This window comes from Marinobacterium weihaiense (assembly GCF_019061305.1).
GTDB lineage: Bacteria > Pseudomonadota > Gammaproteobacteria > Pseudomonadales > Balneatricaceae > Marinobacterium > Marinobacterium weihaiense.
Genome location: NZ_JAHQZT010000001.1, coordinates 187379 through 208405, shown reverse-complemented (window position 1 = coordinate 208405; position 21027 = coordinate 187379). Strand labels below are relative to the sequence as shown.

General features: G+C 57.1%; 19 protein-coding genes. 16 read left to right on the top strand and 3 right to left on the bottom strand.

Going from position 1 to position 21027, the window contains the following annotated elements; all coding sequences use genetic code 11:
- Nucleotides 1–7 precede the first annotated feature (7 nt).
- From KTN04_RS01010 to KTN04_RS00960, 11 genes are all read left to right on the top strand, one after another.
- Nucleotides 8–1012 carry an Asd/ArgC dimerization domain-containing protein gene (locus tag KTN04_RS01010; RefSeq protein ID WP_217333339.1) on the top strand — a complete coding sequence of 335 codons (1005 nt, stop codon included), beginning with the start codon at nucleotides 8–10 and terminating at the stop codon, nucleotides 1010–1012.
- Nucleotides 1013–1142: 130 nt separating this feature from the next.
- A complete protein-coding gene (locus tag KTN04_RS01005) occupies nucleotides 1143–3797 on the top strand; it encodes a FimV/HubP family polar landmark protein (RefSeq protein WP_217333338.1) in 2655 nt (884 codons plus the stop codon).
- A 12-nt stretch (nucleotides 3798–3809) separates the two neighbouring features.
- Nucleotides 3810–4649 carry a tRNA pseudouridine(38-40) synthase TruA gene (gene truA, locus KTN04_RS01000; protein WP_217333337.1) on the top strand — a complete coding sequence of 280 codons (840 nt, stop codon included), beginning with the start codon at nucleotides 3810–3812 and terminating at the stop codon, nucleotides 4647–4649.
- Nucleotides 4650–4705: 56 nt separating this feature from the next.
- Entirely contained in the window at nucleotides 4706–5323 is a 618-nt protein-coding gene (locus KTN04_RS00995) for a phosphoribosylanthranilate isomerase (RefSeq protein ID WP_217333336.1), read from the top strand.
- 85 nt (nucleotides 5324–5408) lie between these two features.
- Nucleotides 5409–6353 (top strand): acetyl-CoA carboxylase, carboxyltransferase subunit beta, encoded by a 945-nt coding sequence (gene accD, locus KTN04_RS00990; RefSeq protein WP_217333335.1) that lies wholly within the window; start codon nucleotides 5409–5411, stop codon nucleotides 6351–6353.
- Nucleotides 6350–7639: a bifunctional tetrahydrofolate synthase/dihydrofolate synthase gene (folC, locus tag KTN04_RS00985; protein WP_217333334.1), complete on the top strand. Its 1290-nt coding sequence runs from the start codon at nucleotides 6350–6352 to the stop codon at nucleotides 7637–7639. The genes accD and folC overlap by 4 nt, the downstream gene beginning before the upstream one ends.
- Nucleotides 7636–8187, top strand: coding sequence for an SPOR domain-containing protein (locus tag KTN04_RS00980; protein WP_217333333.1), 552 nt, complete (start codon nucleotides 7636–7638; stop codon nucleotides 8185–8187). The genes folC and KTN04_RS00980 overlap by 4 nt, the downstream gene beginning before the upstream one ends.
- A gap of 67 nt (nucleotides 8188–8254) precedes the next feature.
- Entirely contained in the window at nucleotides 8255–8749 is a 495-nt protein-coding gene (locus KTN04_RS00975; protein WP_217333332.1) for a CvpA family protein, read from the top strand.
- 51 nt (nucleotides 8750–8800) lie between these two features.
- Entirely contained in the window at nucleotides 8801–10324 is a 1524-nt protein-coding gene (gene purF / locus KTN04_RS00970) for an amidophosphoribosyltransferase (protein ID WP_217333331.1), read from the top strand.
- An 8-nt stretch (nucleotides 10325–10332) separates the two neighbouring features.
- Nucleotides 10333–11559 (top strand): O-succinylhomoserine sulfhydrylase, encoded by a 1227-nt coding sequence (locus tag KTN04_RS00965; protein ID WP_217333330.1) that lies wholly within the window; start codon nucleotides 10333–10335, stop codon nucleotides 11557–11559.
- Nucleotides 11560–11607: 48 nt separating this feature from the next.
- Nucleotides 11608–12579 carry a tRNA dihydrouridine synthase gene (locus tag KTN04_RS00960; protein ID WP_256449034.1) on the top strand — a complete coding sequence of 324 codons (972 nt, stop codon included), beginning with the start codon at nucleotides 11608–11610 and terminating at the stop codon, nucleotides 12577–12579.
- Here the strand turns inward: KTN04_RS00960 and amrS are convergent.
- A complete protein-coding gene (gene amrS, locus KTN04_RS00955; protein WP_217333329.1) occupies nucleotides 12556–13635 on the bottom strand; it encodes an AmmeMemoRadiSam system radical SAM enzyme in 1080 nt (359 codons plus the stop codon). The genes KTN04_RS00960 and amrS overlap by 24 nt on opposite strands.
- A gap of 60 nt (nucleotides 13636–13695) precedes the next feature.
- On the opposite strand from amrS, the gene amrB reads away from it, so the two are divergent.
- Both amrB and amrA read left to right on the top strand, forming a co-directional pair.
- On the top strand, nucleotides 13696–14496 hold the full coding sequence (amrB, locus tag KTN04_RS00950; protein ID WP_217333328.1) for an AmmeMemoRadiSam system protein B: 801 nt from the start codon (nucleotides 13696–13698) through the stop codon (nucleotides 14494–14496).
- Nucleotides 14483–15070 carry an AmmeMemoRadiSam system protein A gene (gene amrA, locus KTN04_RS00945; protein ID WP_217333327.1) on the top strand — a complete coding sequence of 196 codons (588 nt, stop codon included), beginning with the start codon at nucleotides 14483–14485 and terminating at the stop codon, nucleotides 15068–15070. Before amrB ends, amrA begins: the two co-directional genes overlap by 14 nt.
- A gap of 16 nt (nucleotides 15071–15086) precedes the next feature.
- On the opposite strand, the gene KTN04_RS00940 is transcribed toward amrA, so the two are convergent.
- A complete protein-coding gene (locus KTN04_RS00940) occupies nucleotides 15087–15509 on the bottom strand; it encodes an immunity protein Imm33 domain-containing protein (RefSeq protein WP_217333326.1) in 423 nt (140 codons plus the stop codon).
- Nucleotides 15510–15680: 171 nt separating this feature from the next.
- Nucleotides 15681–18278, bottom strand: coding sequence for a bifunctional aconitate hydratase 2/2-methylisocitrate dehydratase (acnB, locus tag KTN04_RS00935; protein WP_217333504.1), 2598 nt, complete (start codon nucleotides 18276–18278; stop codon nucleotides 15681–15683).
- A 295-nt stretch (nucleotides 18279–18573) separates the two neighbouring features.
- Here acnB and KTN04_RS00930 point away from each other — a divergent pair, with 295 nt between their 5' ends.
- The 3 genes from KTN04_RS00930 to KTN04_RS00920 are packed head-to-tail and all read left to right on the top strand — an operon-like array spanning nucleotide 18574 to nucleotide 20983.
- Nucleotides 18574–19044 (top strand): hypothetical protein, encoded by a 471-nt coding sequence (locus tag KTN04_RS00930; protein ID WP_217333325.1) that lies wholly within the window; start codon nucleotides 18574–18576, stop codon nucleotides 19042–19044.
- Nucleotides 19045–19067: 23 nt separating this feature from the next.
- Entirely contained in the window at nucleotides 19068–20306 is a 1239-nt protein-coding gene (locus KTN04_RS00925; RefSeq protein WP_217333324.1) for a hypothetical protein, read from the top strand.
- Nucleotides 20307–20350: 44 nt separating this feature from the next.
- Complete coding sequence (locus tag KTN04_RS00920) at nucleotides 20351–20983, top strand: hypothetical protein (protein WP_328515943.1); 633 nt, start codon at nucleotides 20351–20353, stop codon at nucleotides 20981–20983.
- The last annotated feature ends 44 nt before the right edge of the window (nucleotides 20984–21027 follow it).

The window sequence follows — 21027 nt, the reverse complement described above, 5'->3', positions numbered from 1 at the left end:
TCGAAAAATGCCGTTGAATGTTGCCCTGATTGGCCCCGGAACGCTGAAAGGCGAAAAGCTGCTTGAGCTGTTGGATGAGTCATCCCTTGACGTGGGCGAGCTCAGCCTGTTTGAAGAAGCGGATGCAGCGGGACGCAGTCTGATGTTTCGTGGCCATGCCTGTCGTACCCGTCCATTGGAAGACGTATCGGCTGACACCGATGGATTGGTATTTGTGTGCATGGAGCAACTGCCGTCGTCCATTGTGGAAATGCTGGAAAGTCTGTCCGCCGCGCAGGTGATTGATCTGTATCCGCAACGCTACCAGGAGCCGTCGTTGCTGGTTGTGCCTGCAATCAATGGCGAGTTGCTCGGTTCGATTGACTCAGGTCGTATTATCGGTGTCCCCGGATCGGCTACTATAGCCGCAGCGTTGGCCTTGGCGCCTCTGCATCAGGCTTGTGAACTGCTCAAGTTGAACTTGACCGTGTTGAGCGCCGCTTCAGAAGCAGGTCGTGAAGGTGTAGAAGCCCTGGCAACGGAAACGGCCCGTCTGTTGAACGGTCGTGATGTGGATGAGACATTTTTTGCTCGCCAGATTGCATTCAACCTGATCCCCGACGTCGGAGCAGTCCAGGAAAACGGGTTTACCACACTGGAGCAGCAGGTCATGCAGCAATTGCCAGCGGTGCTCGGAGCAGGTGATCTTGAATTGGATGTCAGTGCCGTTCGTGTCCCCGTTTTTTATGGCGATATGGTGGTGGCTCAGGCCGAAACCCGCCAGCCACTGCAACTGGATGAAGTGCAGGAACTGATGGATCGCGCCAAGGGAGTGCGTTTTGACCGCAATGCTCGTCAGGCTGCCAGCCTGGTAAATGATGTCATTGGTCAGGATGTGGTGATCATCAACCGCATCCGCCCGGATGCTTCAGGTGAGAGCGGCTTTGCGCTGCATGCCTTGAGTGATGACCTGGGGCGTGGCAGTGCGCTGACTGCAGTTGAAATAGCGCTGATACTGGCGGGCGAGCAATAGGCGACATGGCAGGTGTTGTCTATTGACCGCCTGCCGTTTAAACATAATACTTGCAACCAATATGGATCCGTAACCCTCTGATTCGCAAGAAATGGAGAGGGCGCGTAGACTACACCAAAGGGAGTAACCGATGCTGCGTAAACTAGCCTTAAGCCTTGCGGTCTCAGCAGCTCTGGGGGCGTCACAGGTTAATGCCCTTGGACTTGGAGCGATTCAGGTCAATTCGGCGTTGAATGAGCCGCTCGATGCTGAAATCACACTGACGCAGGTTCGCGACCTCTCACCGCTGCAGATTCAGCCCAGAATGGCATCTCTTGATGAGTACGCGACGGCTAGTGGGGGTAGTCAGGCCCGTTATCTACGCGATATACAGTTTCAGGTGCTGGTCAGCCCGGATGGCAGAGGGCGTATCCGTCTCAAGTCCAGCGAGCCGGTTCAAGAGCCTTTCCTGAACTTCATGGTTGAGGTCAACTGGCCGAGTGGTCGCATGGTTCGCGAATACACCTTGCTGTTGGACCCGCCGGTCTTCGAGCCGACGCCGGTGGGTACGACCCGCAGCGTTACGCGTGCTCAGACCCGTGAATTTGTTGCTCCTGAGCCGTCCGTGCCCGTGCAGCCCCGCGCAACTACCCCCACTACGACAGCCGCTGCTGGCGGGGTGCCGGGTGGCAATACGGTTTCAGTCGGTGCCAACGATACCCTGTGGGATATTGCCAAACGCAACAAACCTTCGGGTACAACCGAGCATCAGATGATGCTGGCCCTGTTGCGCAAGAACCCGCAGGCCTTCCTGTCGGGTAATATCAACAACCTCAAAGCGGGGGCGTCGATGACGATCCCAAGTGCCGACGAGGTCAACCGACTGACGCATCGTGAGGCGGTTGCCGAAGTGGCGCGTCAGATGGAATTCTGGCGTAATCGTGGCCGTCGTAACGCGCCTGAAGACAGCCAGGCTCCCCTGAATGTGAGCAAAACTTCGGAGACGTCCGAGACTGCAGCAACCGGTCCCGACACTGCAGTCGCCCCCGCGTCTGAATCCGGCGCTGACGATACCAAATTGACCGTGGTTGCGCCGACTGAAGAGAGTGCTGACAAGCCTGATTCGGCACGTGTCAGCAGTATCGATAGTGACAGCAGCGCAGCATCGACTGATAAGGGTAATCGTGAGCAGGTTGTGTCTGCCACTGCCGAACGGCTTGAAAATGATGTGCTAATGGCTCAGGAGCAGATCGACCGTCTGGAGCGTGATAATGCGGATTTGAACGACAAGTTGAGCTCTGTACTGGAGCAGCTTGAATCCCAGAGCCGTTTGCTTGAGCTGCAATCTCAGCAGATGTCAACGCTGCAAGATGAGTTGAGTCGTAAATCGGCTGCTGCACCTGACAGCAGTGCAGCAGGCCAATCGCTGCTGCAGAGTCCGATGGTTCTGGGTGGCCTGGGGGCAGGTGCGCTGGCGCTGCTGGGCGGCTTGCTGTTTGCACTGCGTCGCAAACGCGGCGACAAGTCTGAAGTCAAGCGTGAGCTGGTCAGCGTGCCGGATGATTTGCGCGACGAAAAGCAGGCAGAGACATCCGACGCGCCGGTCAATGTCGCAGCTGCAACTGCGGTGGGGGCTGCGGCGGCGGGTGCTGCTGTCGCAGAAACATCCGAAGTTCAGCCTTCTATACAGACTGCAACAGCTGATGAGGACGAAGAATTCGTGCGTCCGGCGATGAGTTCGCTGGCCTCAGCAGAAGATGAGCAGACATTAGGTGTTGTGGATGAAGCGGATGATCTGTCCGATTTGGATCAGGATCTGCAAGAACTGGATCTGGACATGGACCTTGATCTGGATGACTTGTCATCCAGTGCCGAGTCGGACGCATCCGGCATCGATTCGCCGGAGTTTGACCTCGGTGCCGAAGATGATGTTGAGCAGGATCTGCTGAGCGAGCTTGGCCAAGCCGAAGCGGCTGAAGAGAGTGATAGTGGTTCGAGCGACGATGGTGCGCTTGAATTTTCCGTTGCGCAGCCTGCGATGGATGAATCTTCCGAACTCGACAGCATGTTGGCCAACGATGATGACGATGCCGATGATCTCGACTTCCTGCTTAATAGCACCGCTGACGATGCTGAAGAGGCCGGCTCTGATGATGTCGAAGATCTTCTGGGTGACCTGGATTTCCCGGGCGGCCTCGAGACTGATGCGGCAGCGGAAGCCCCCCAAGCATCGGACGTCAGTGACAATGATGAAGCTGCAGATAATAGTCTGAATGAAACAGTCCAGACGGCGGATGAGCTCGAGTTTGAAGTGGATCCTGAATTGGAGGCCATGCTGCAGGGCAGTGCCGATGATGATGAGGAGCTTTTCTCGGCAGGTCAAACGGACGAAAATTCGGCTGATGCGGATCTCGATAGCCTTCTGGCATCCTTTGACCCAGAAGATGATGAGGGTGTCAGCACCGGCATTACGCCGCTGAGTGGCGAGGAGGCCGAAGAGGAACTGGCGTCCAATATCAGCCATGACCTTGAGATGGATCTTAACACTGAGGTGGACGAGCTCCTGGACAGCACCGATGATGAAATCGAGCTGGATGAACAGAGCAACGAGGAGCAAGATGAAATCTTGGATAAGATGAACCTGCTCAGCGATGCCGATGAAATTGAAACCAAACTGGATCTTGCGCGTGCTTACATCGAAATGGAAGATGACGAGGGCGCGCGTGATATTCTCAATGAAATTACCAGTGAAGGCTCCGAGGACCAGCGGGCGGAAGCACGCAAGCTCTTGGATACGCTGGGCTGATCAAGACACTTAATGAGCAAAGAAAACTCTACCGGGGCGATTTCGATCGCCCCTTTTCGTTATGCACTGGGTATCGAATACGTGGGGGCGGCCTATCGAGGCTGGCAGCTGCAGGCGTTCGACAAGGTGCCAACCATCCAGGCAGAAGTCGAGCGTGCACTGTCTGTCATTGCCAATCATCCAGTACAGGTGGTGTGCGCCGGGCGGACGGACGCTGGCGTGAATGCTTGTCAGCAGGTTATCCATTTTGATAGTTGGGTTGAACGTGACGCGCGCGCCTGGACACTGGGCACCAATGCTCATTTGCCTGATGACATCTCCATCAAGTGGGCCACCAAGGTGCCGGGCTGTTTCCATGCCCGCTTTTCGGCTCGTGAGCGTCGTTATCGTTACCTGATTTATACGTCGCCAACTCGCCCTGCTATTTTGGCCGGCGGTGTGACCTGGACTCATCGTGAATTGGATGTGGAGCGCATGCAGGAGGCAGCCAGTCATCTGCACGGCGAACATGACTTTACCTCCTATCGAGCAGTCGGCTGCCAGGCGCGAAGCCCCGTACGGGAAATTCGCAATTTGAGCGTCTCTCGCAGCGGTCAGCTGATTGTGATCGATGTCAGTGCCAACGCCTTCCTGCATCATATGGTGCGTAACATCGCCGGTGTCCTGATGGCCGTAGGTGCGGGGCAAAAGTCGCCGGATTGGGCGCTGCAGGTGCTACAGGCGAAAGACCGCCGGCAGGGCGGGGTGACGGCCCCGCCTGATGGTCTCTATTTTGTAGATGTGCGCTATCCGGATCTGTTCAAGTTGCCTCAAGTGCCTTTGGGACCTCATTTTCTGCTACTTGCTGACTGACGCTTGGATACGGCTTTGGTAATATTGTCGGCTTGTGCCATTTTCCGGGAAACAGCATGATTACACGCGCCAAAATTTGCGGTATCACCTGTGTTGATGACGCCATGGCTGCCATTAAGGCAGGGGCTCATGCCCTCGGGTTTGTCTTCTACGAGCCGAGCCCTCGCTATGTGTCTCCCGAAGTCGTTGCGGACATCATTGCCGAGCTTCCGCCGTTTGTAACGACGGTGGGTCTGTTCGTGAATGCCGAGCGGGAGCAGGTTGCCGCTGTGATCGCGCGCACGGGTATCGACCTGTTGCAGTTTCATGGTGATGAGTCTGAAGATTATTGTCGCGGATTTTCCCGATCTTATATCAAGGCGCTCAGAATGCGACCCGGTACCGACGTGCTGGCTACGGCTGCACACTACGGCAGTGCGCGCTCCATTCTTCTGGATGCTTACCGTCCCGGTGTGCCCGGAGGGACGGGGGAAGTGTTTGATTGGGCGCTGATTCCGCCTGAGTTGGCGCCTCGGCTGATTCTGGCCGGTGGGCTTGAGCCTACCAACGTGGCCGCGGCCATTCGTCAGGTCAAGCCCTATGCCGTGGATGTGTCTGGTGGTGTGGAAATGGCGCCGGGGCGAAAGGATTATGCCCGTATTTCAGCTTTCATGGCTGCCGTTCAGCAGTCTTAAAGCATTGTGTATTATAGTAAGTAACTGATTTCCAATAGCCTTGTCTTTCGTTTGAAGAGGCAAGGCGTGAACAGGAACGTGAAACATGAGCAACTGGCTGGAAAAAATCGTACCGTCTCTGGTGCGCAATGAAAAAAAGCGCGCCAATATCCCTGAAGGGTTGTGGAAGAAGTGTCCCAAGTGCGATTCGATTCTGTACCGTCCCGAGCTTGAAAAGAACCTCAATGTTTGCCCCAAGTGCGACCATCATATGCGTTTGAACGCCCGTCGCCGCTTGGAGCTGTTCCTCGATGAGGAAGGGCGTCAGGAAGTGGCTGCCGAGGTTACGCCGGTTGATCGTCTCAAGTTCCGCGATTCCAAGAAATACAAGGACCGCCTGAGTGCTGCACAGAAGCAGACTGGCGAGAAGGATGCGCTGATCGCCATGCGCGGCCAGGTTCAGGGCCTCCCGGTTGTTGCAGTTGCTTTCGAATTCAGCTTTATGGGCGGCTCCATGGGGGCGGTTGTGGGTGAGCGTTTCGTGCGTGCGGCTCGCATTTCGCTTGAAGAGGGTATTCCGTTGATCTGCTTCGCTGCTTCCGGTGGCGCGCGCATGCAGGAAGCGTTGCTGTCCCTGATGCAGATGGCCAAGACCAGTGCCGCGCTGGAAAAACTGAAACAAGCCGGTATTCCCTACATTTCGGTACTGACGGATCCGGTATACGGCGGCGTGTCCGCATCGCTGGCGATGCTGGGGGATTTGAATATTGCCGAACCCAATGCGTTGATCGGTTTTGCCGGCCCGCGTGTCATTGAGCAGACCGTGCGCGAGAAGTTGCCCGAAGGCTTCCAGCGCAGTGAATTCCTGCTGGAACACGGTCAGGTCGACATGATTATCGGCCGCAGCGAGCTGCCTGCCCGTATCTCCGGCATTCTGCGCAAGTTGATGCAGCATGATGCTGTTGAGGCTCAGGTTGCTGAAGAACCTGTCACGGCTCCGGCAGAGCCTGTAGAGCCGATTGAAGACGAAGCGGAATCCGGCAAGGCATGAATGCACCCGAGCTGCCACAGACGCTCACTGATTGGCTCGAGCGTATCGAGGCCTGTCATCCCAGCGAAATAGAGTTGGGGCTTGATCGCCTCAAAGCAGTCGCCGATCGGTTGCCGATCAACCTGTCCACTGCAACGCGTGTTATTGTTGCGGGCACCAATGGCAAAGGCTCGACGCTGGCCATGCTGGACTCGATCCTGCGTCAGCAGGGTGTCAAGACCGGCGTCTACACCTCGCCGCATTTCCTGCGCTACAACGAGCGGATTTCGGTATCAGGGCAACCGATTGATGATGCATCCCTGATTCGTGCCTTCAACACCATTGAACAGGCGCGTGAGGGGGTGCCGCTTACGTACTTTGAATATGGTACCTTGGCTGCATTGCTTGTGTTCACGGAGCAGCAGGTCGATGTGGCGTTGTTGGAAGTGGGTCTGGGTGGTCGCCTGGATGCGGTCAATATTGTCGATGCGGATATTGCCCTGGTAACCACGGTTGCGCTGGACCATACCGACTGGCTGGGCAGTGACCGTGAGGCAATTGGATTCGAGAAGGCCGGTATCTACAGGGCTGGCAAGCCTGCCCTGTGCGGCGATCCAGATGTTCCGCGTGCACTGATTGAGCATGCGGACGTTCTATCGGCCCCTCTGTTGTGTAACGGTCGTGATTATCGCTTTGTTGTGCTTGCAGACGGCTGGGAATGGAGTGGGCAGAGCGCGCAAGGCATGCCGCTGCAGTACCGTCACCTGCCGCTGCCTGTCTTGCCTGTACAGAATGCCGCATTGGTGCTCCAAGCGTTGCAGTTTTTGCCTTTTGTCATTCATGAAGACGCCATTCGCAATGGCTTCAAGCATGCGCAATTGACTGGTCGCATGCAGTCGACGCAGCTCGGTGAGCTGGGTGTGACGCTGGATGTAGCACATAATCCGGAGGCTGCGGCTTATCTTGCCAGTAGGCTCGAGGCTGATCAGAGTAAGCGGCCCGTATCGCTGATCCTCGGAATGCTGTCAGATAAAGATATTGCAGCCGTTGTCGACCACCTCAAGCCCGTGGTTGAGCACTGGTATCCGGTGACGCTTGATGTGCCTCGCGGGGCGGATGCCGATGAATTGTCGCGGGTGCTGATGGATGCAGGAGTCCCTGAATCCTGCATCTCCAGCAGTGCATCCGTGGCTACCGCTGTTGCGCAGGTCGTTGAAGAGGCTGCGAACAGTCGTGTGGTTATCGCCGGCTCATTCTTTACGGTGGCCGACGCACTGGCCCTGGTATCCCGGCAGGGGGTGCAATGACCGACCGGCAGAAGAAACGGCTGGTGGGCGCGGCGGCAGTCATTGTCTCTGCGCTTGTTCTGTTTCCGCTGCTGCTCGATGGCTCCGGCTACCGGGAACGCCATCTCAGTGAGCGTATCCCGCCGGCACCGGCACTGCCGGCGCCGGTCGATATCGAGCCGGTCAATCCTTCGCTGCCTGATACCCCCGATCCCGCCGATCCTGCCGCTCCCGCGGTGGTCAAGGTGCCAGATCGTCAGGTCAGCCCTGCTGTAGAGCAAGCGCAGCCCGTGATCGATGCTACCAGGGATACCCCGGCGCTGGACAAGGAGCAGGTGCCAGTTGCCTGGACGCTGCAGCTGGCCAGTTTTCGTGATGAGGCCAATGCCCATGCTCTGCGCAAGGAGCTGGTGGCGGACGGATACAAGGTTTACATACGTCATGGTTCGGACCTGGTAAGGGTCTTTGTCGGTCCCGATCTGCAGCGTACGCGCCTTGAGCAATTGCAGGGGCGTCTGAAGCGGGATTACTCGTTGGAAGGCATGATTGTTCGATTCACGACACAATGAATTCACCATTGGGTTGACCGGTGGGCTCTGTTAGAATGCGCGCTGTTTTCGAGACTGGCGATCAACGATGAACTGGGCTGACTGGACCATTCTTGGCATCATTGCAATTTCTAGCCTGATGAGCCTCAAACGCGGCTTTGTGCGCGAAGCGATATCCCTCCTGACCTGGGTAACCGCCTTTGTATTGGCACGCCTGTTCTCACCTTCACTCAGCGTCCTGCTGGAAGCCTACATCCAGACTCCATCACTGCGTCTGGTATCGGCGTTTGCTATTCTCTTCGTTATTACGCTGATTGCTGGTGCGCTTGTCGGTGCATTGTTTTCGGCCCTGGTGAATGCAACCGGACTGACCAGCTCTGACCGCGTGTTGGGCATGGGGTTCGGTGCGGTTCGCGGCGGTCTCGTCGTGATTGTCATTGTGGCTCTTCTGGGCATGACTCCCGCCATCCAGGATCGCTGGTGGCAGGAATCAGAATTGATTCCTCATTTTGTATTGCTCGAGGGCTGGACCCGTCAGGTGGCCAGTGACGTCGGGCAGGTAATATGGAACATCGGACGCTGAGCAGATCGCTCGGCGCCATTTTTTAAGCGACATCCTTCTGAGGTGGATTGAATGTGCGGTATCGTCGGCATTGTTGCCAAGTCCTACGTAAACCAGACTATTTTTGATGCTTTGACGGTGCTGCAGCACCGTGGCCAGGACGCGGCCGGCATGGTGACCTGTGAGGGCAACCGTTTCTTCCTGCGCAAGGATAACGGTCTCGTTAATGAAGTGTTCCGTACGCGGCACATGAAAAAGCTGAATGGCAACATGGGTATCGGGCATGTCCGATACCCGACGGCGGGTAGCTCCAGTGCTGCTGAAGCACAGCCGTTCTATGTCAACTCACCTTACGGTATTGCACTCGCCCATAACGGCAACCTGACCAATGCTGACAAGCTGGCTGACGAGATTTTCCGCTCAGATCTGCGTCACATCAACACAACGTCCGATTCCGAAGTGCTGCTGAATATCCTTGCGCATGAACTGCAGCAGATCGGCAAGCTGCAGCCGACCGCCGAAGATATCTTTCAGGCCGTCGAACAGGTGCACCGTCGCTGTCAGGGTGGTTACGCCGTAGTCGCCATCATTACCGGTTATGGCATCGTGGCCTTTCGTGATCCTTGCGGCATTCGTCCGCTGGTGTATGGCAAGCGGGTGACCGACGCCGGTGAAGAGTACATGGTTGCGTCCGAAAGCGTGGCATTGGATACGTCCGGTTTCGAAATGGTGCGCGACTTGGCACCGGGTGAAGCGATCTTTATTGATACCGACGGCAAGGTAGCAACGCGTCAGTGCGTGCCGGAAAGCAAGATTGCCCCCTGCCTGTTCGAATATGTGTACCTGGCGCGCCCGGACTCCATCATCGACGGTGTATCCGTACACCATTCCCGTATGGAAATGGGCGTCAAGCTGGCCGAGAAGGTCAAGCGCGTTATGCCGGCTCATGATATCGACGTGATCATCCCGATCCCGGATACCAGTCGTACCGCTGCGTTGGAAATGGCGCGTGCACTGGACGTTACTTTCCGCGAAGGTTTCATCAAGAACCGCTACATCGGCCGCACCTTCATCATGCCCGGGCAGACACTGCGCAAGAAGTCGGTGCGTCAGAAGCTGAATCCGATTCAGGCCGAATTCCGTGACAAGGTGGTCATGCTGGTGGACGATTCCATCGTACGCGGTACCACCTCCAAGCAGATCGTGCAGATGGCCCGTGATGCGGGCGCACGGAAGGTCTATTTTGCCTCCGCAGCACCGGAAGTGCGCTTCCCCAATGTCTATGGTATCGACATGCCGTCTGCCAGTGAGCTGATTGCCCACGGCCGTACCGCTGACGAAGTGGGTGAGTACATTGGCTGTGACTGGATGTTGTATCAGGACCTGGACGACCTCAAGGCGTCCGTGACCTGCTTCAACCCGGAGATCAAGGAGTTTGATACCTGCGTCTTCGATGGTCGCTATGTGACTGGCACGGTGGATGAGGATTACCTGGCACGTATTGATGCCAAGCGTAACGATGACGCCAAGGCTGCCTCTGAGCCGGCTTCCGATGACGGCAACGAGTCGGCTGACTTGCACAACAAGATCGATTGAGGCGACGCATGAGTCAATCCACGTATGAACGCGCTCAGCGTATTCAGTTTGAAGCTGATGCAAACTATGACATCGATACGCTGTCGGTGCGTGCCGGCCAAAGCCGTACCGCCGAGGGCGAGCATTCGGATGCCATTTTCGCAACATCAAGCTTTGTTTTTTCCAGTGCACGGGAAGCGGCGGCTCGCTTTGGCGGAGACGAAGCGGGGAATATCTATTCCCGCTTTACCAACCCTACGGTCGAGGCCTTTGAGCAGCGCATTGCCGCATTGGAAGGGGGAGAGCGCGCCGTGGCAACATCCTCCGGCATGGCGGCCATTCTCAATCTCGGTCTGGCGCTATTGACGCATGGCGATCATGTGGTTTGTTCACGCAGCGTGTTCGGCTCTACGGTATCGCTGTTCACCAAGTACCTCAGCCGTGCGGGGATCAGCACCACATTCGTCGATCCGACGGACCTGGAAGCCTGGGAAGCAGCCGTGACGCCTTCGACCCGCCTGTTTTTCATGGAAACCCCGTCCAATCCGCTGGCCGAGTTGACTGATATCGAGGCTGTGGCAGCCATTGCTCATCGTCATGATGCACTGCTGACCGTGGACAATTGCTTCCTGACGCCTGCCTTGCAGCGTCCGCTGTCGCTCGGAGCGGATATCGTCATGCATTCCGCGACCAAGTATCTGGATGGCCAGGGGCGCTGCGTGGGCGGCGTGCTGGTCGGACGCAGCGCCGAGATGGAAGAGGTGTTCGGTCTCATCCGTACCGGTGGTGCCTGCATGAGCCCGTTCAATGCTTGGGTCTTTCTCAAGGGGCTGGAGACTCTGCCGCTGCGCATGCGTGCCCAGAGCGAAAGTGCATTGGCCATTGCCACCTGGCTGCAGCAGCAGCCGGGTATTCGCAAGGTGTATTATTCCGGCCTGCCGGATCACCCCCAATACGCACTGGCCTGCAAGCAGCAGTCAGCGTTCGGCGGCGTACTGTCGTTCGAGGTGGAAGGCGAGCGAGATGAAGCTTGGCGCTTCATCGATGCGACCCGCATGGTGTCCATCACGGGCAATCTGGGCGACGTCAAAACCACCATTACGCATCCGGCCACCACGACGCATGGGCGAATGAGTGCCGAGGAGCGTGAAGCTGCCGGCATTCGTGAAGGGCTGATTCGTTTCTCGGTCGGTCTTGAATCCATTGATGACCTCAAGGCCGACCTCCAGCGCGGCCTTGATGCACTGCGCGCCTGATCCTGTCTGGCCACTCCGCAGGAGTGGCCTCATGCTGATATTCCCACTATGAAGATATACCTGGCCCCGATGGAGGGCGTCTTGGATCATTCCCTGCGTGATGTGCTGACGCGGATTCAGGGAGTGGACGTGTGCGTTACCGAATTCATTCGCGTAACGGATCAATTGCTGCCGGAATCGGTGTTTCGTCGCCTGGCGCCTGAACTCGGAGCCGGCAGTCAGACGCCGTCGGGGACACCGGTACTGGTGCAACTACTGGGCAACGACCCGGTTGCAATGGGCGAAAATGCCGTGCGAGCCGTGGAGATGGGGGCGCCGGGTATTGATCTGAATTTTGGCTGCCCTGCCAAAACGGTGAACAAGAGCCGCGGGGGAGCCATTCTTCTGAAAGACCCGGAAGAGGTTCATGACATTGTGGCGGGGGTGCGGCGTGCACTGCCGGACCAGGTGCCCCTGAGTGCCAAGATGCGTCTGGGGTTTCAGGACAAGTCGCTGGCACTTGAAAACGCACAGGCGATGGAAGCTGCCGGGGCCATGCGCCTTACTGTTCACGCGCGTACCAAGGTGGAAGGCTACAAGCCGCCTGCACACTGGGAATGGATAGATCGCATTCGCGAAGCGGTGAAGGTGCCGGTCGTGGCCAATGGTGATATCTGGACAGTCGACGATTACCACCGCTGCCGTGAAGTCAGTGGTTGTGACGATGTCATGATCGGGCGTGGTTTGATCGCCAACCCGTTTCTGGCCCAAGCGGTGCGTGAGGGCAGTGAGGGGCTCGCGGCCGTGGAGACCTGGCCGCGGATATGTGAACTGCTGTTGGCCTACCATCTGATGGTGCTGGATCGTCTGGAGACGAAGCATGTGGCTGGCCGTGCCAAGCAATGGTTGCGCATGATGCAGCGGCACTACCCCCAGGCGGAAACACTGTTCATGACGATTCGTACCGAACGGGATCCGCATCGGGTGACCGAGTATCTGCAGCAGGCGGTTGAAATCTCAGCGATTGATATCAATCGCTAGCCGCCGTGAGCCCCAGTGACCAGGGTTGGCTTCAAAGTGTCCGGCGATACGGTGACCGCAGTGTTGGCAGCAGCCTTCAGATGTTACGGCCCATCCAGTAATCATATAGCCGGAACGCTCTATTACCGGCGTTCGGCACTCTGGGCAGCAGGTTGAGTTGCCTGTGTCGTCCGGCAGATTGCCGGTATAGACGTATTTGAGTCCTTCCTCCATGGCAATCATCCGCGCACGTTCGAGTGTTGTCAGTGGCGTCGGCGGGTGATCCAGCATCTTCCAGTCAGGGTGAAAGGCGGTGAAGTGCAGGGGAACTTCCTCCCCCAAGTGTGTGCTGATCCAGCGTGACAGCTGAGCAATTTCGCGATCGCTGTCATTTTCCCCCGGTATGAGCAGTGTCGTGATTTCCAGCCAAGTATCGGTCTGGTGGCAGATGTACTCCAATGTGTCCAGCACCGGCGCCAGACTGCCGCCACAGATCCTGTGATAGAACCGCTCGGTGAAAGCCTTTAAGTCGATGTTGGCGGCATCCATATACTGATAAAACTCTTCCCTGGGGGCGGGGCATACGTAGCCGGCACTGACGGCGATGCTGCGTAGACCATACTGATGGCATGACTTGGCCACGTCGATGGCATATTCATGAAAGATCACCGGGTCATTGTAGGTAAACGCAATGCTGCGGCAGTCGTGGGCCACGGCCGCACGCGCCAGTTGATCCGGTGATGCGCTATCGCAGAGGCGTTCCGTTTGCCTGGAGCGGCTGATGTCCCAGTTTTGACAAAAGCGGCACGCCAGGTTGCAGCCGGCGGTGCCGAATGACATGACCGGTGTACCGGGCAGAAAGTGGTTCAGAGGCTTCTTCTCGACGGGGTCGATGCAAAAGCCGCTGGACAGGCCGTAACTCAACAGCCGAACCTCATCACCGACACGCCCTCGCACGAAGCAAAGTCCGCGCTGGCCTGGGCCAAGCTTGCAAAAGCGGGGGCATAGATCGCACTGCAGCTTGCCGTTGTCCAGCCGGTGCCAGTAGCGGGTGGGAACACTATGAGCGATGTGCATGCATCAGTCCTCGCCAGTGGATCTATACTTGTAAGTATAGCCAATGTGCGAGGTAGGCATATGCAGTATCAGGTGAGGCCGCCAGCGGTGGCCGGGCTGTTTTATCCTGCATCGGCAGATGGGCTGCAACAGTTGGTTGAAACACAGCTCGCCGATGCCCTTCCTCTCTCGATGCCCTCGCGGCCGCCCCGTGCTTTTGTCGTGCCTCATGCCGGGCTGGTCTATTCCGGGCCTGTGGCTGCACGTGCCTATCTGTTGCTGGGGCAAGCCTGTGCCGCAGCGCAGATGCGGCGCATCATTCTGCTTGGTCCCAATCATCGTGTGCCCCTGGTTGGGCTTGCCGCAACTACGGAAGAACACTGGCAGACGCCGCTGGGCGTCATGGAAATCGATCGGCCGTTTCTGAATGTTGTGTGTGCGCGGTTTGATATTGCGCACAATGCCGAAGCCCACCGGCCTGAGCATTCGCTGGAAGTGCAGCTGCCGTTCCTGCAGCTGGTAGCACCTCAGGTGAGTCTTGTCCCCTTGCTGGTCGGTCCGGGCGGCGAGGAGGAGGCCCGAAAGCTGATTCGATTCTGCTGGCAGCAGACGGATACTCTGGTGCTGGTCAGCACCGATCTGAGTCACTATCACTCTTGGGCCGAGGCGCGACGCCTTGATGCCGTTACGGATCGCATGATCATACACCTGGACAACCGTCTGGGTTCGGAACAGGCCTGTGGTTGTCATGCCCTCAATGCGTTGCTGGCGGCGGCCTCGGAGGCTTCCCTGCACATGGAGTGTCTGGGGCGCATGAACTCCGGTGACACGGCCGGAGACAAATCGCAGGTCGTGGGGTACGGGTCTTATGTCTGTTATTGAGTATTCAACTGATCAGCAGCAGTACCTGCTAGCGTTGGCGCGCCGCGGCGTGTGCCAATCGGTGTTGGTGGGCTCCGTCGACATGCCGGACATCACGTCACTGCCCGCATTCCTGCGCCACTGGGGGGCCTGTTTTGTCAGCCTGACGGAGCAGGGGCGCTTGCGCGGATGTATCGGTTCACTGGAGGCATCGCGTCCGCTGGCGCACGATGTGCTGCATAACGCCTGTGGCGCGGCGCTGCACGATTATCGTTTTGCGCCGCTGAATACACCCGAGCCTATTCTGATTACGCTGTCGGTGCTTTCGCCGCTGGAGGTTTTCACCTTCAGCGATGAGGCGGACCTACTGCGTCAGCTGGTGCCGGGTCGAGATGGCTTGTTGCTGCAGGCGGGGCAGCATCGAGCCACCTTTTTGCCGCAGGTATGGGAAAGTTTTTCGCAGCCCGATGAGTTCGTGCAGGCGCTGAAACGCAAGGCAGGGCTGGCGGATGATTTTTGGTCGGATCAGGTCCGGGTCTGGCGCTATAGCAGCGTCAGCTTTGCCGAGACAGAAGAGCGGCCGGCATGTGAGTAGAGCCGGCCTCGAAGGGTCAGCTACGCTCGTGCTGCTGTTCGAAACGGTCGACATCATTGGTGATATCCACATCAACGCGCGGTGCGGGAATGCGGAAGTCGTGTACACGTTCCCAGCCATCTGACTCGGGCGTGCGTTCCCATACCGTGCCGGCATTATACTCGACCAGTTCGGTGAGTGACGGGTCGAGCTGACAAATGCGCTCCAGCGGTACCGGCATCATGTTGACCAGCTCATTCTCAAGGAAATCCTCAGTCTCGTAGCCGGTGTACATGCGCCAGCCGGTGTCATTAAGATGCTCGGGAACCGTCTTGTACATGAAACGGATGGGCAGTTTCTCTTCAAGCAGCAGGCGTGAAACCAGTGCCAGAAAGCCGTTTTTGGTTTGGGCTGTTTCCTGCTCGTCGGTCAATGGTTGATCGGGTGTCGGTGATTTCATCAATGTCTGCCTTATCACGGAATTCAATTCTGCTACGTGTGCGCCAGTATAACAGTTTGCCCGCCACCAACAGAAACAGCAGCCGGTGCGTGTCGGATGCAAAAAGCCCCGAGCGCCGGGAAGGCGGCTCGGGGCTTGGATACCAGCTTACAGTCTCAGAGCTGTAGCAGGTTAGGCTTCAACGGTCGGGATAACGGTTGCAGCCTTGGCTACATAGTTTTCCATCTGATCGAAGTTCAGGTAACGGTAGATTTCACCTGACATGCTGTCGATCTTGCTGGCGTATTCCATGTACTCGGCCGGAGTCGGCAGTTTCCCTTCCAGGGCCGCTACAGCTGCCAGTTCGGCAGACGCCAGGTATACGTTGGCGCCATCACCCAGACGGTTCGGGAAGTTACGGGTAGAGGTGGATACGACAGTAGACTTCGCGGCTACACGTGCCTGGTTACCCATACACAAAGAGCAGCCCGGCATCTCCATGCGTGCACCGGCCTTACCGAACACGTTGTAGTAACCTTCGTCGCTCAGCTGAGCCTGGTCCATCTTAGTCGGCGGTGCGATCCACATGCGTGTCGGGATGGACTTGCCGGAAGTTTCCAGCAGTTTGCCCGCCGCACGGAAGTGGCCGATGTTGGTCATGCAGGAACCGATGAATACTTCATCAATGTTCTCGCCCTGGACTTCAGACAGCAGACGCGCGTCGTCCGGATCGTTCGGAGCACACAGGATCGGCTCCTTGATTTCGGACAGATCGATTTCGATCACTTCAGCGTATTCGGCATCCGCGTCGGCACGCATCAGGCTCGGGTTAGCCAGCCACTCTTCCATGCCCTTGATGCGACGCTCGATAGTGCGCGCATCGCCGTAGCCTTCCGCGATCATCCACTTCAGCATGACGATGTTGGAGCGCAGGTATTCGGCAACGGAGTCTTCGGACAGGGTGATGGTGCAACCTGCAGCAGAACGCTCGGCAGACGCGTCAGACAGTTCGAACGCCTGTTCGACGGTCAGCTCTTCCAAGCCTTCGATTTCCAGTACGCGACCGGAGAAAGCGTTCTTCTTGCCAGCCTTTTCAACGGTCAGCAGGCCCTGCTTGATCGCGTAATAAGGAATGGCGTGTACCAGGTCACGCAGGGTGATGCCCGGGTTGCGCTTGCCCTTGAAGCGAACCAGAACGGATTCCGGCATGTCCAGCGGCATAACGCCGGTAGCGGCTGCGAAGGCAACCAGGCCGGAACCGGCCGGGAAGGAGATACCCAGCGGGAAGCGGGTGTGGGAGTCACCACCAGTACCCACGGTATCCGGCAACAGCATGCGGTTCAGCCAAGAGTGGATAACACCGTCGCCCGGGCGCAGGGAAACACCGCCGCGGTTCATGATGAAGTCCGGCAGGGTGTGGTGAGTGTTCACGTCAACCGGCTTAGGATAAGCCGCAGTGTGACAGAACGACTGCATGGTCAGATCGGCGGAGAAGCCCAGGCACGCCAGATCTTTCAGTTCGTCACGGGTCATCGGACCAGTAGTGTCCTGAGAGCCAACGGTGGTCATCTTCGGCTCGCAGTACATGCCCGGACGTACGCCGTCCATGCCGCAGGCCTTGCCGACCATCTTCTGAGCCAGAGTGTAGCCCTTGCCGGTATCGGCCGGCTGCTCCGGCTTGCGGAACAGATCGGACGGAGCCAGGCCCAGTGCTTCACGAGCCTTTTCAGTCAGACCGCGACCGATGATCAGCGGGATACGACCGCCAGCACGTACTTCGTCCAGCAGGACCTGTGTTTTCAGGCCGAAGGTGCAGATGACTTCATCAGTACCGTGCTTGCACACTTTGCCTTCGTACGGGTACACGTCGATCACGTCGCCCATGTTCAGGTCGTCGACCGGCATTTCGATCGGCAGGGCACCGGCATCTTCCATAGTGTTGTAGAAGATCGGCGCGATCTTGCTACCGAAGCAGTAGCCGCCAGCACGCTTGTTCGGCACGTGCGGGATGTCGTCGCCGAAGAACCAGAGTACGGAGTTGGTTGCGGACTTGCGGGAAGAACCGGTACCGACAACATCACCGACATAGGCAACCGGGAAGCCTTTGGCTTTGACTTCTTCAATCTGGGCCAGCGGGCCCTTGACGCCCGGCTCTTCCGGGTTGATGCCTTCACGTTCCATCTTCAGCATGGCGTTGGCATGCAGCGGGATATCAGGACGTGACCAAGCATCCGGTGCCGGAGACAGATCGTCGGTGTTGGTTTCGCCCGGAACCTTGAATACGGTCACGGTGATTTTTTCAGCCACTTCCGGCTTGGCGGTGAACCACTCACCTTCAGCCCAGGACTGCATGACCTGCTTGGCAAACTCGTTGCCAGCCTCGGCCTTTTCCTGCACGTCGTGGAAAGCGTCGAACATCAGCAGGGTATGAGACAGTGCCTTGGCAGATGTCGGGGCCAGTTCAGCAATGTCCAGGCACTCGATCAGCGGAGCAATGTTGTAACCGCCCAGCATGGTGCCCAAGAGTTCTACAGCCTTGACCTTGTCGATCAGGGGAGAGGAGGCCTCACCTTTAGCAATGGCTGCCAGGAAACCGGCCTTGACATAAGCTGCCTGGTCCACACCCGCCGGTACACGGTTGGTGATCAGCTCAAGCAGGAATTCTTCCTCGCCCGCCGGCGGGTTCTTGAGCAGTTCAACCAGCGCGGAAGTCTGTTCCGGATCAAGCGGCTTCGGCGGTACGCCTTCAGCAGCGCGTTCTTCTACATGTTTACGATAAGCTTCAAGCACGATATGGCCCTCATCTGTTTTCACCGCCGGACGCCGGAGTGGTAAAACCCCACCGACGGCGTATCGACTAGGTATCGAATGGTGATTGGCGAGCGAATTCTAGCGGAAGGTCGTGACAAAGTTAAGATTGTGTCGACAATCTGATCCTTAGACTTTCGACCAAATTGACTGATTTCAAAGCGATATTGGCCTGAAGCTGTTGATGCGGGTCAATTTTAAATTAGCTGTGTTTGAAATCGTATTAAAAGCTACGTATAACAAGCGAATACATTATCTCAGGCAGGAGGTAGCCTTGATGGGTTCAGCACACAGCCAGGCTGAAATCGCACAGGACGAGCGCTCTTTGAAAGCAGATCTGCAACTCTGTAAATTGCAAATCATGTTCAACTTGCAGGCTGACAAGCGTTTGATCTATGTAGGCACCCAACCTACCGTGGCACTGCGCTATCTGACTCGACTCGTTGCTGCTCGACCGCGCATCTTGCGCAATCACATCCGCCGCATCTATTTGGCCATTCAGTGTGCAGATAGCGACATGGTAACCGGCGCGCTTATAGATCTGTTGCTTGTGTTGCGCGGGCGAGGGCAGTTTCTAGTTAATCGCCTCATTCAGCAGTCGGGACCTCTGCTCAAAAGTGATTATCGTATTGCCATGAACAAGGCCGTGGATACGCGCGACCTGACACGCCTGGCTGATTTACCGCTGGAATATGCTGTCTTGAGCAATGGACGCTGCATGCAGCTTTCCAGGCATAAACTTCATTGAGCGCTTCATAGAAGGATTAAGACATGTCGGTTGGTGGCAACCACTCTATAGGCATTATCGGCTTTGCAGCCAACGAAGTCGCCATGCTGGAGATCTTCTTCAAGGGGGGGAAAGCCGGGGGCTTCTCACTTGTTCCGGCTGAAAAAGCTGAAAGCCTTTTGTTCGGTTTCAGTGATCGTGCCTCTGCCGAATCAGGCTTGAAGTGGGCGCGCAGCAAGGGGGATATTCCATTCGCTGCAGTTGTGGATCCTGCAGATTGCGCTCTGGTCGAAGATGCAGTTGCACTGGTAAACCGCCCATTTAGCATGAAAGCTCTGCAGGACGGGCTGGGCAAGCTTCATCAACACATTGAATCGGGTGCACCCACGCCGGTTGCCAAGGCTAGTTCCGAGCCGGTGCAAACGCATGATGAATCTGAGCGTGAAGCCGTATTTGCCGAGTGGGAGGCGCGCAAGCAGCGTAGCAATGAAGCGCTTTCCGCCTGGAAGGGCGAGGGCGAAAAGCGTGAAGGCAATGCGTTACGTAGCCGCTTCAGCCTTGAACGCAATGAACTTAATAGTTTGATTCTTGAGGCACAAAGTGAACTCAAGAAGCAGCAGGCTAGTCGTCCCAAACCGAAAAAGCCCGAACCGGTTGAGGAGCCTCAGGCACCGCAGACACCCAAGCTGTCTGCCGAGATGATTCAGCAGTGCTGCGGCAGCCTCCCGGATGTGAATCTGGATTCGGCCCACGAGCGACGTCGTGCCTATTTCAGTCTTGACGGCTTGCTGCTGCCCTGGGTGCAGCGTTGTGTGCGTCAGGGTGACGAGAGTGGAAAGGTTCAGCAGATCGTTGGTGTGCCGGGGGCTTTTTTCTATCTGCCCAAGGATAGGGTGTTTCTTGTCGGGTTGGATTCGGATCTGTTGTTGCAGCTGACGCGCACCCGTTTTGGCTTTGACGAGATATCGTTGCAGGAACGTGAAGCTGACTCAGAACTCCCGCAGGGGCGCCGTGTGGCATCAGACGAACTGATGTGGCAACTGGCCTTGTTTACGGCACGTGGCCGTATCCCCGATTCTTTATCGGCCGAGGAGCCGCGACTGCTGAATGCGGCACCGGATTTTGAACGACTGCTGGAGACGCCTCATGCTCGCAGTATTGCCGAGCTTTGGCAAAGTCAGCGGCTGTCGGCACAGAACATAGCGTCAATGTTGAAAGTGCCACAGCGTTTCGTGTTCTCGTTCTTTGTGGCAGCGGACGCCATCGGTCTGTACTGTCCCTGACCGGAAACGTGTGTTTCACACCATGGATCTTTCGGAGCTAAACCGTGAATCAAGAGCAAAATGATACCCCGCGGTATTTTCAGGTTACGCCCAGCGGGGCGTACTATGCGACGCTGAATACCGAAGCAGAAACGCTGCGGGCGTTATTGCTGCAGTTATTGAGTGCTGATACGCACATCCCATATCTAGGGTCTCTGCTGCAGAAATTGACCGGGCTGCCTGAGGCAGAAGCAGAAACCCTGCTGGACAAGGCCGTACAGCACGGCTTTGTTGATCTGCCGGAAGCACCTGAGCCCATTCCGTCGGGTACGATCGAGGATCTGCTTCCCAAATTGCTGCCAAGCCTCGCTGACGGTCGAGTGCTGTTGGCCGATGACCAAGGTTTTTGTCTTGGCCAGTCCGGTTTCGAAAACGAAGAAGCCGAAGCCATTGCAGGCATGGCAGCGGACTTGGTATCCATGCATGAACGTCACCAGGCTTTGCTGGGACGCCACCTGGGTATTGATGGTTCTTCCTGGGCGCTGATTGATGCGGTCGGGCAGAGTGAGCTGGGCTTCTGGACCCTGCATGTAGGCGAACAGAAGTTCCTTTTGATTTTGGAAGGGATGCCTCATCTGAATCGGCAGCCTTTTGTGGATTTGATGTCGGTTCTGATCCGACGCTACCTGGATTACTGATGAAACGGGCTGGCCGTTTTATACAGGATTACAACCAGCGCTAA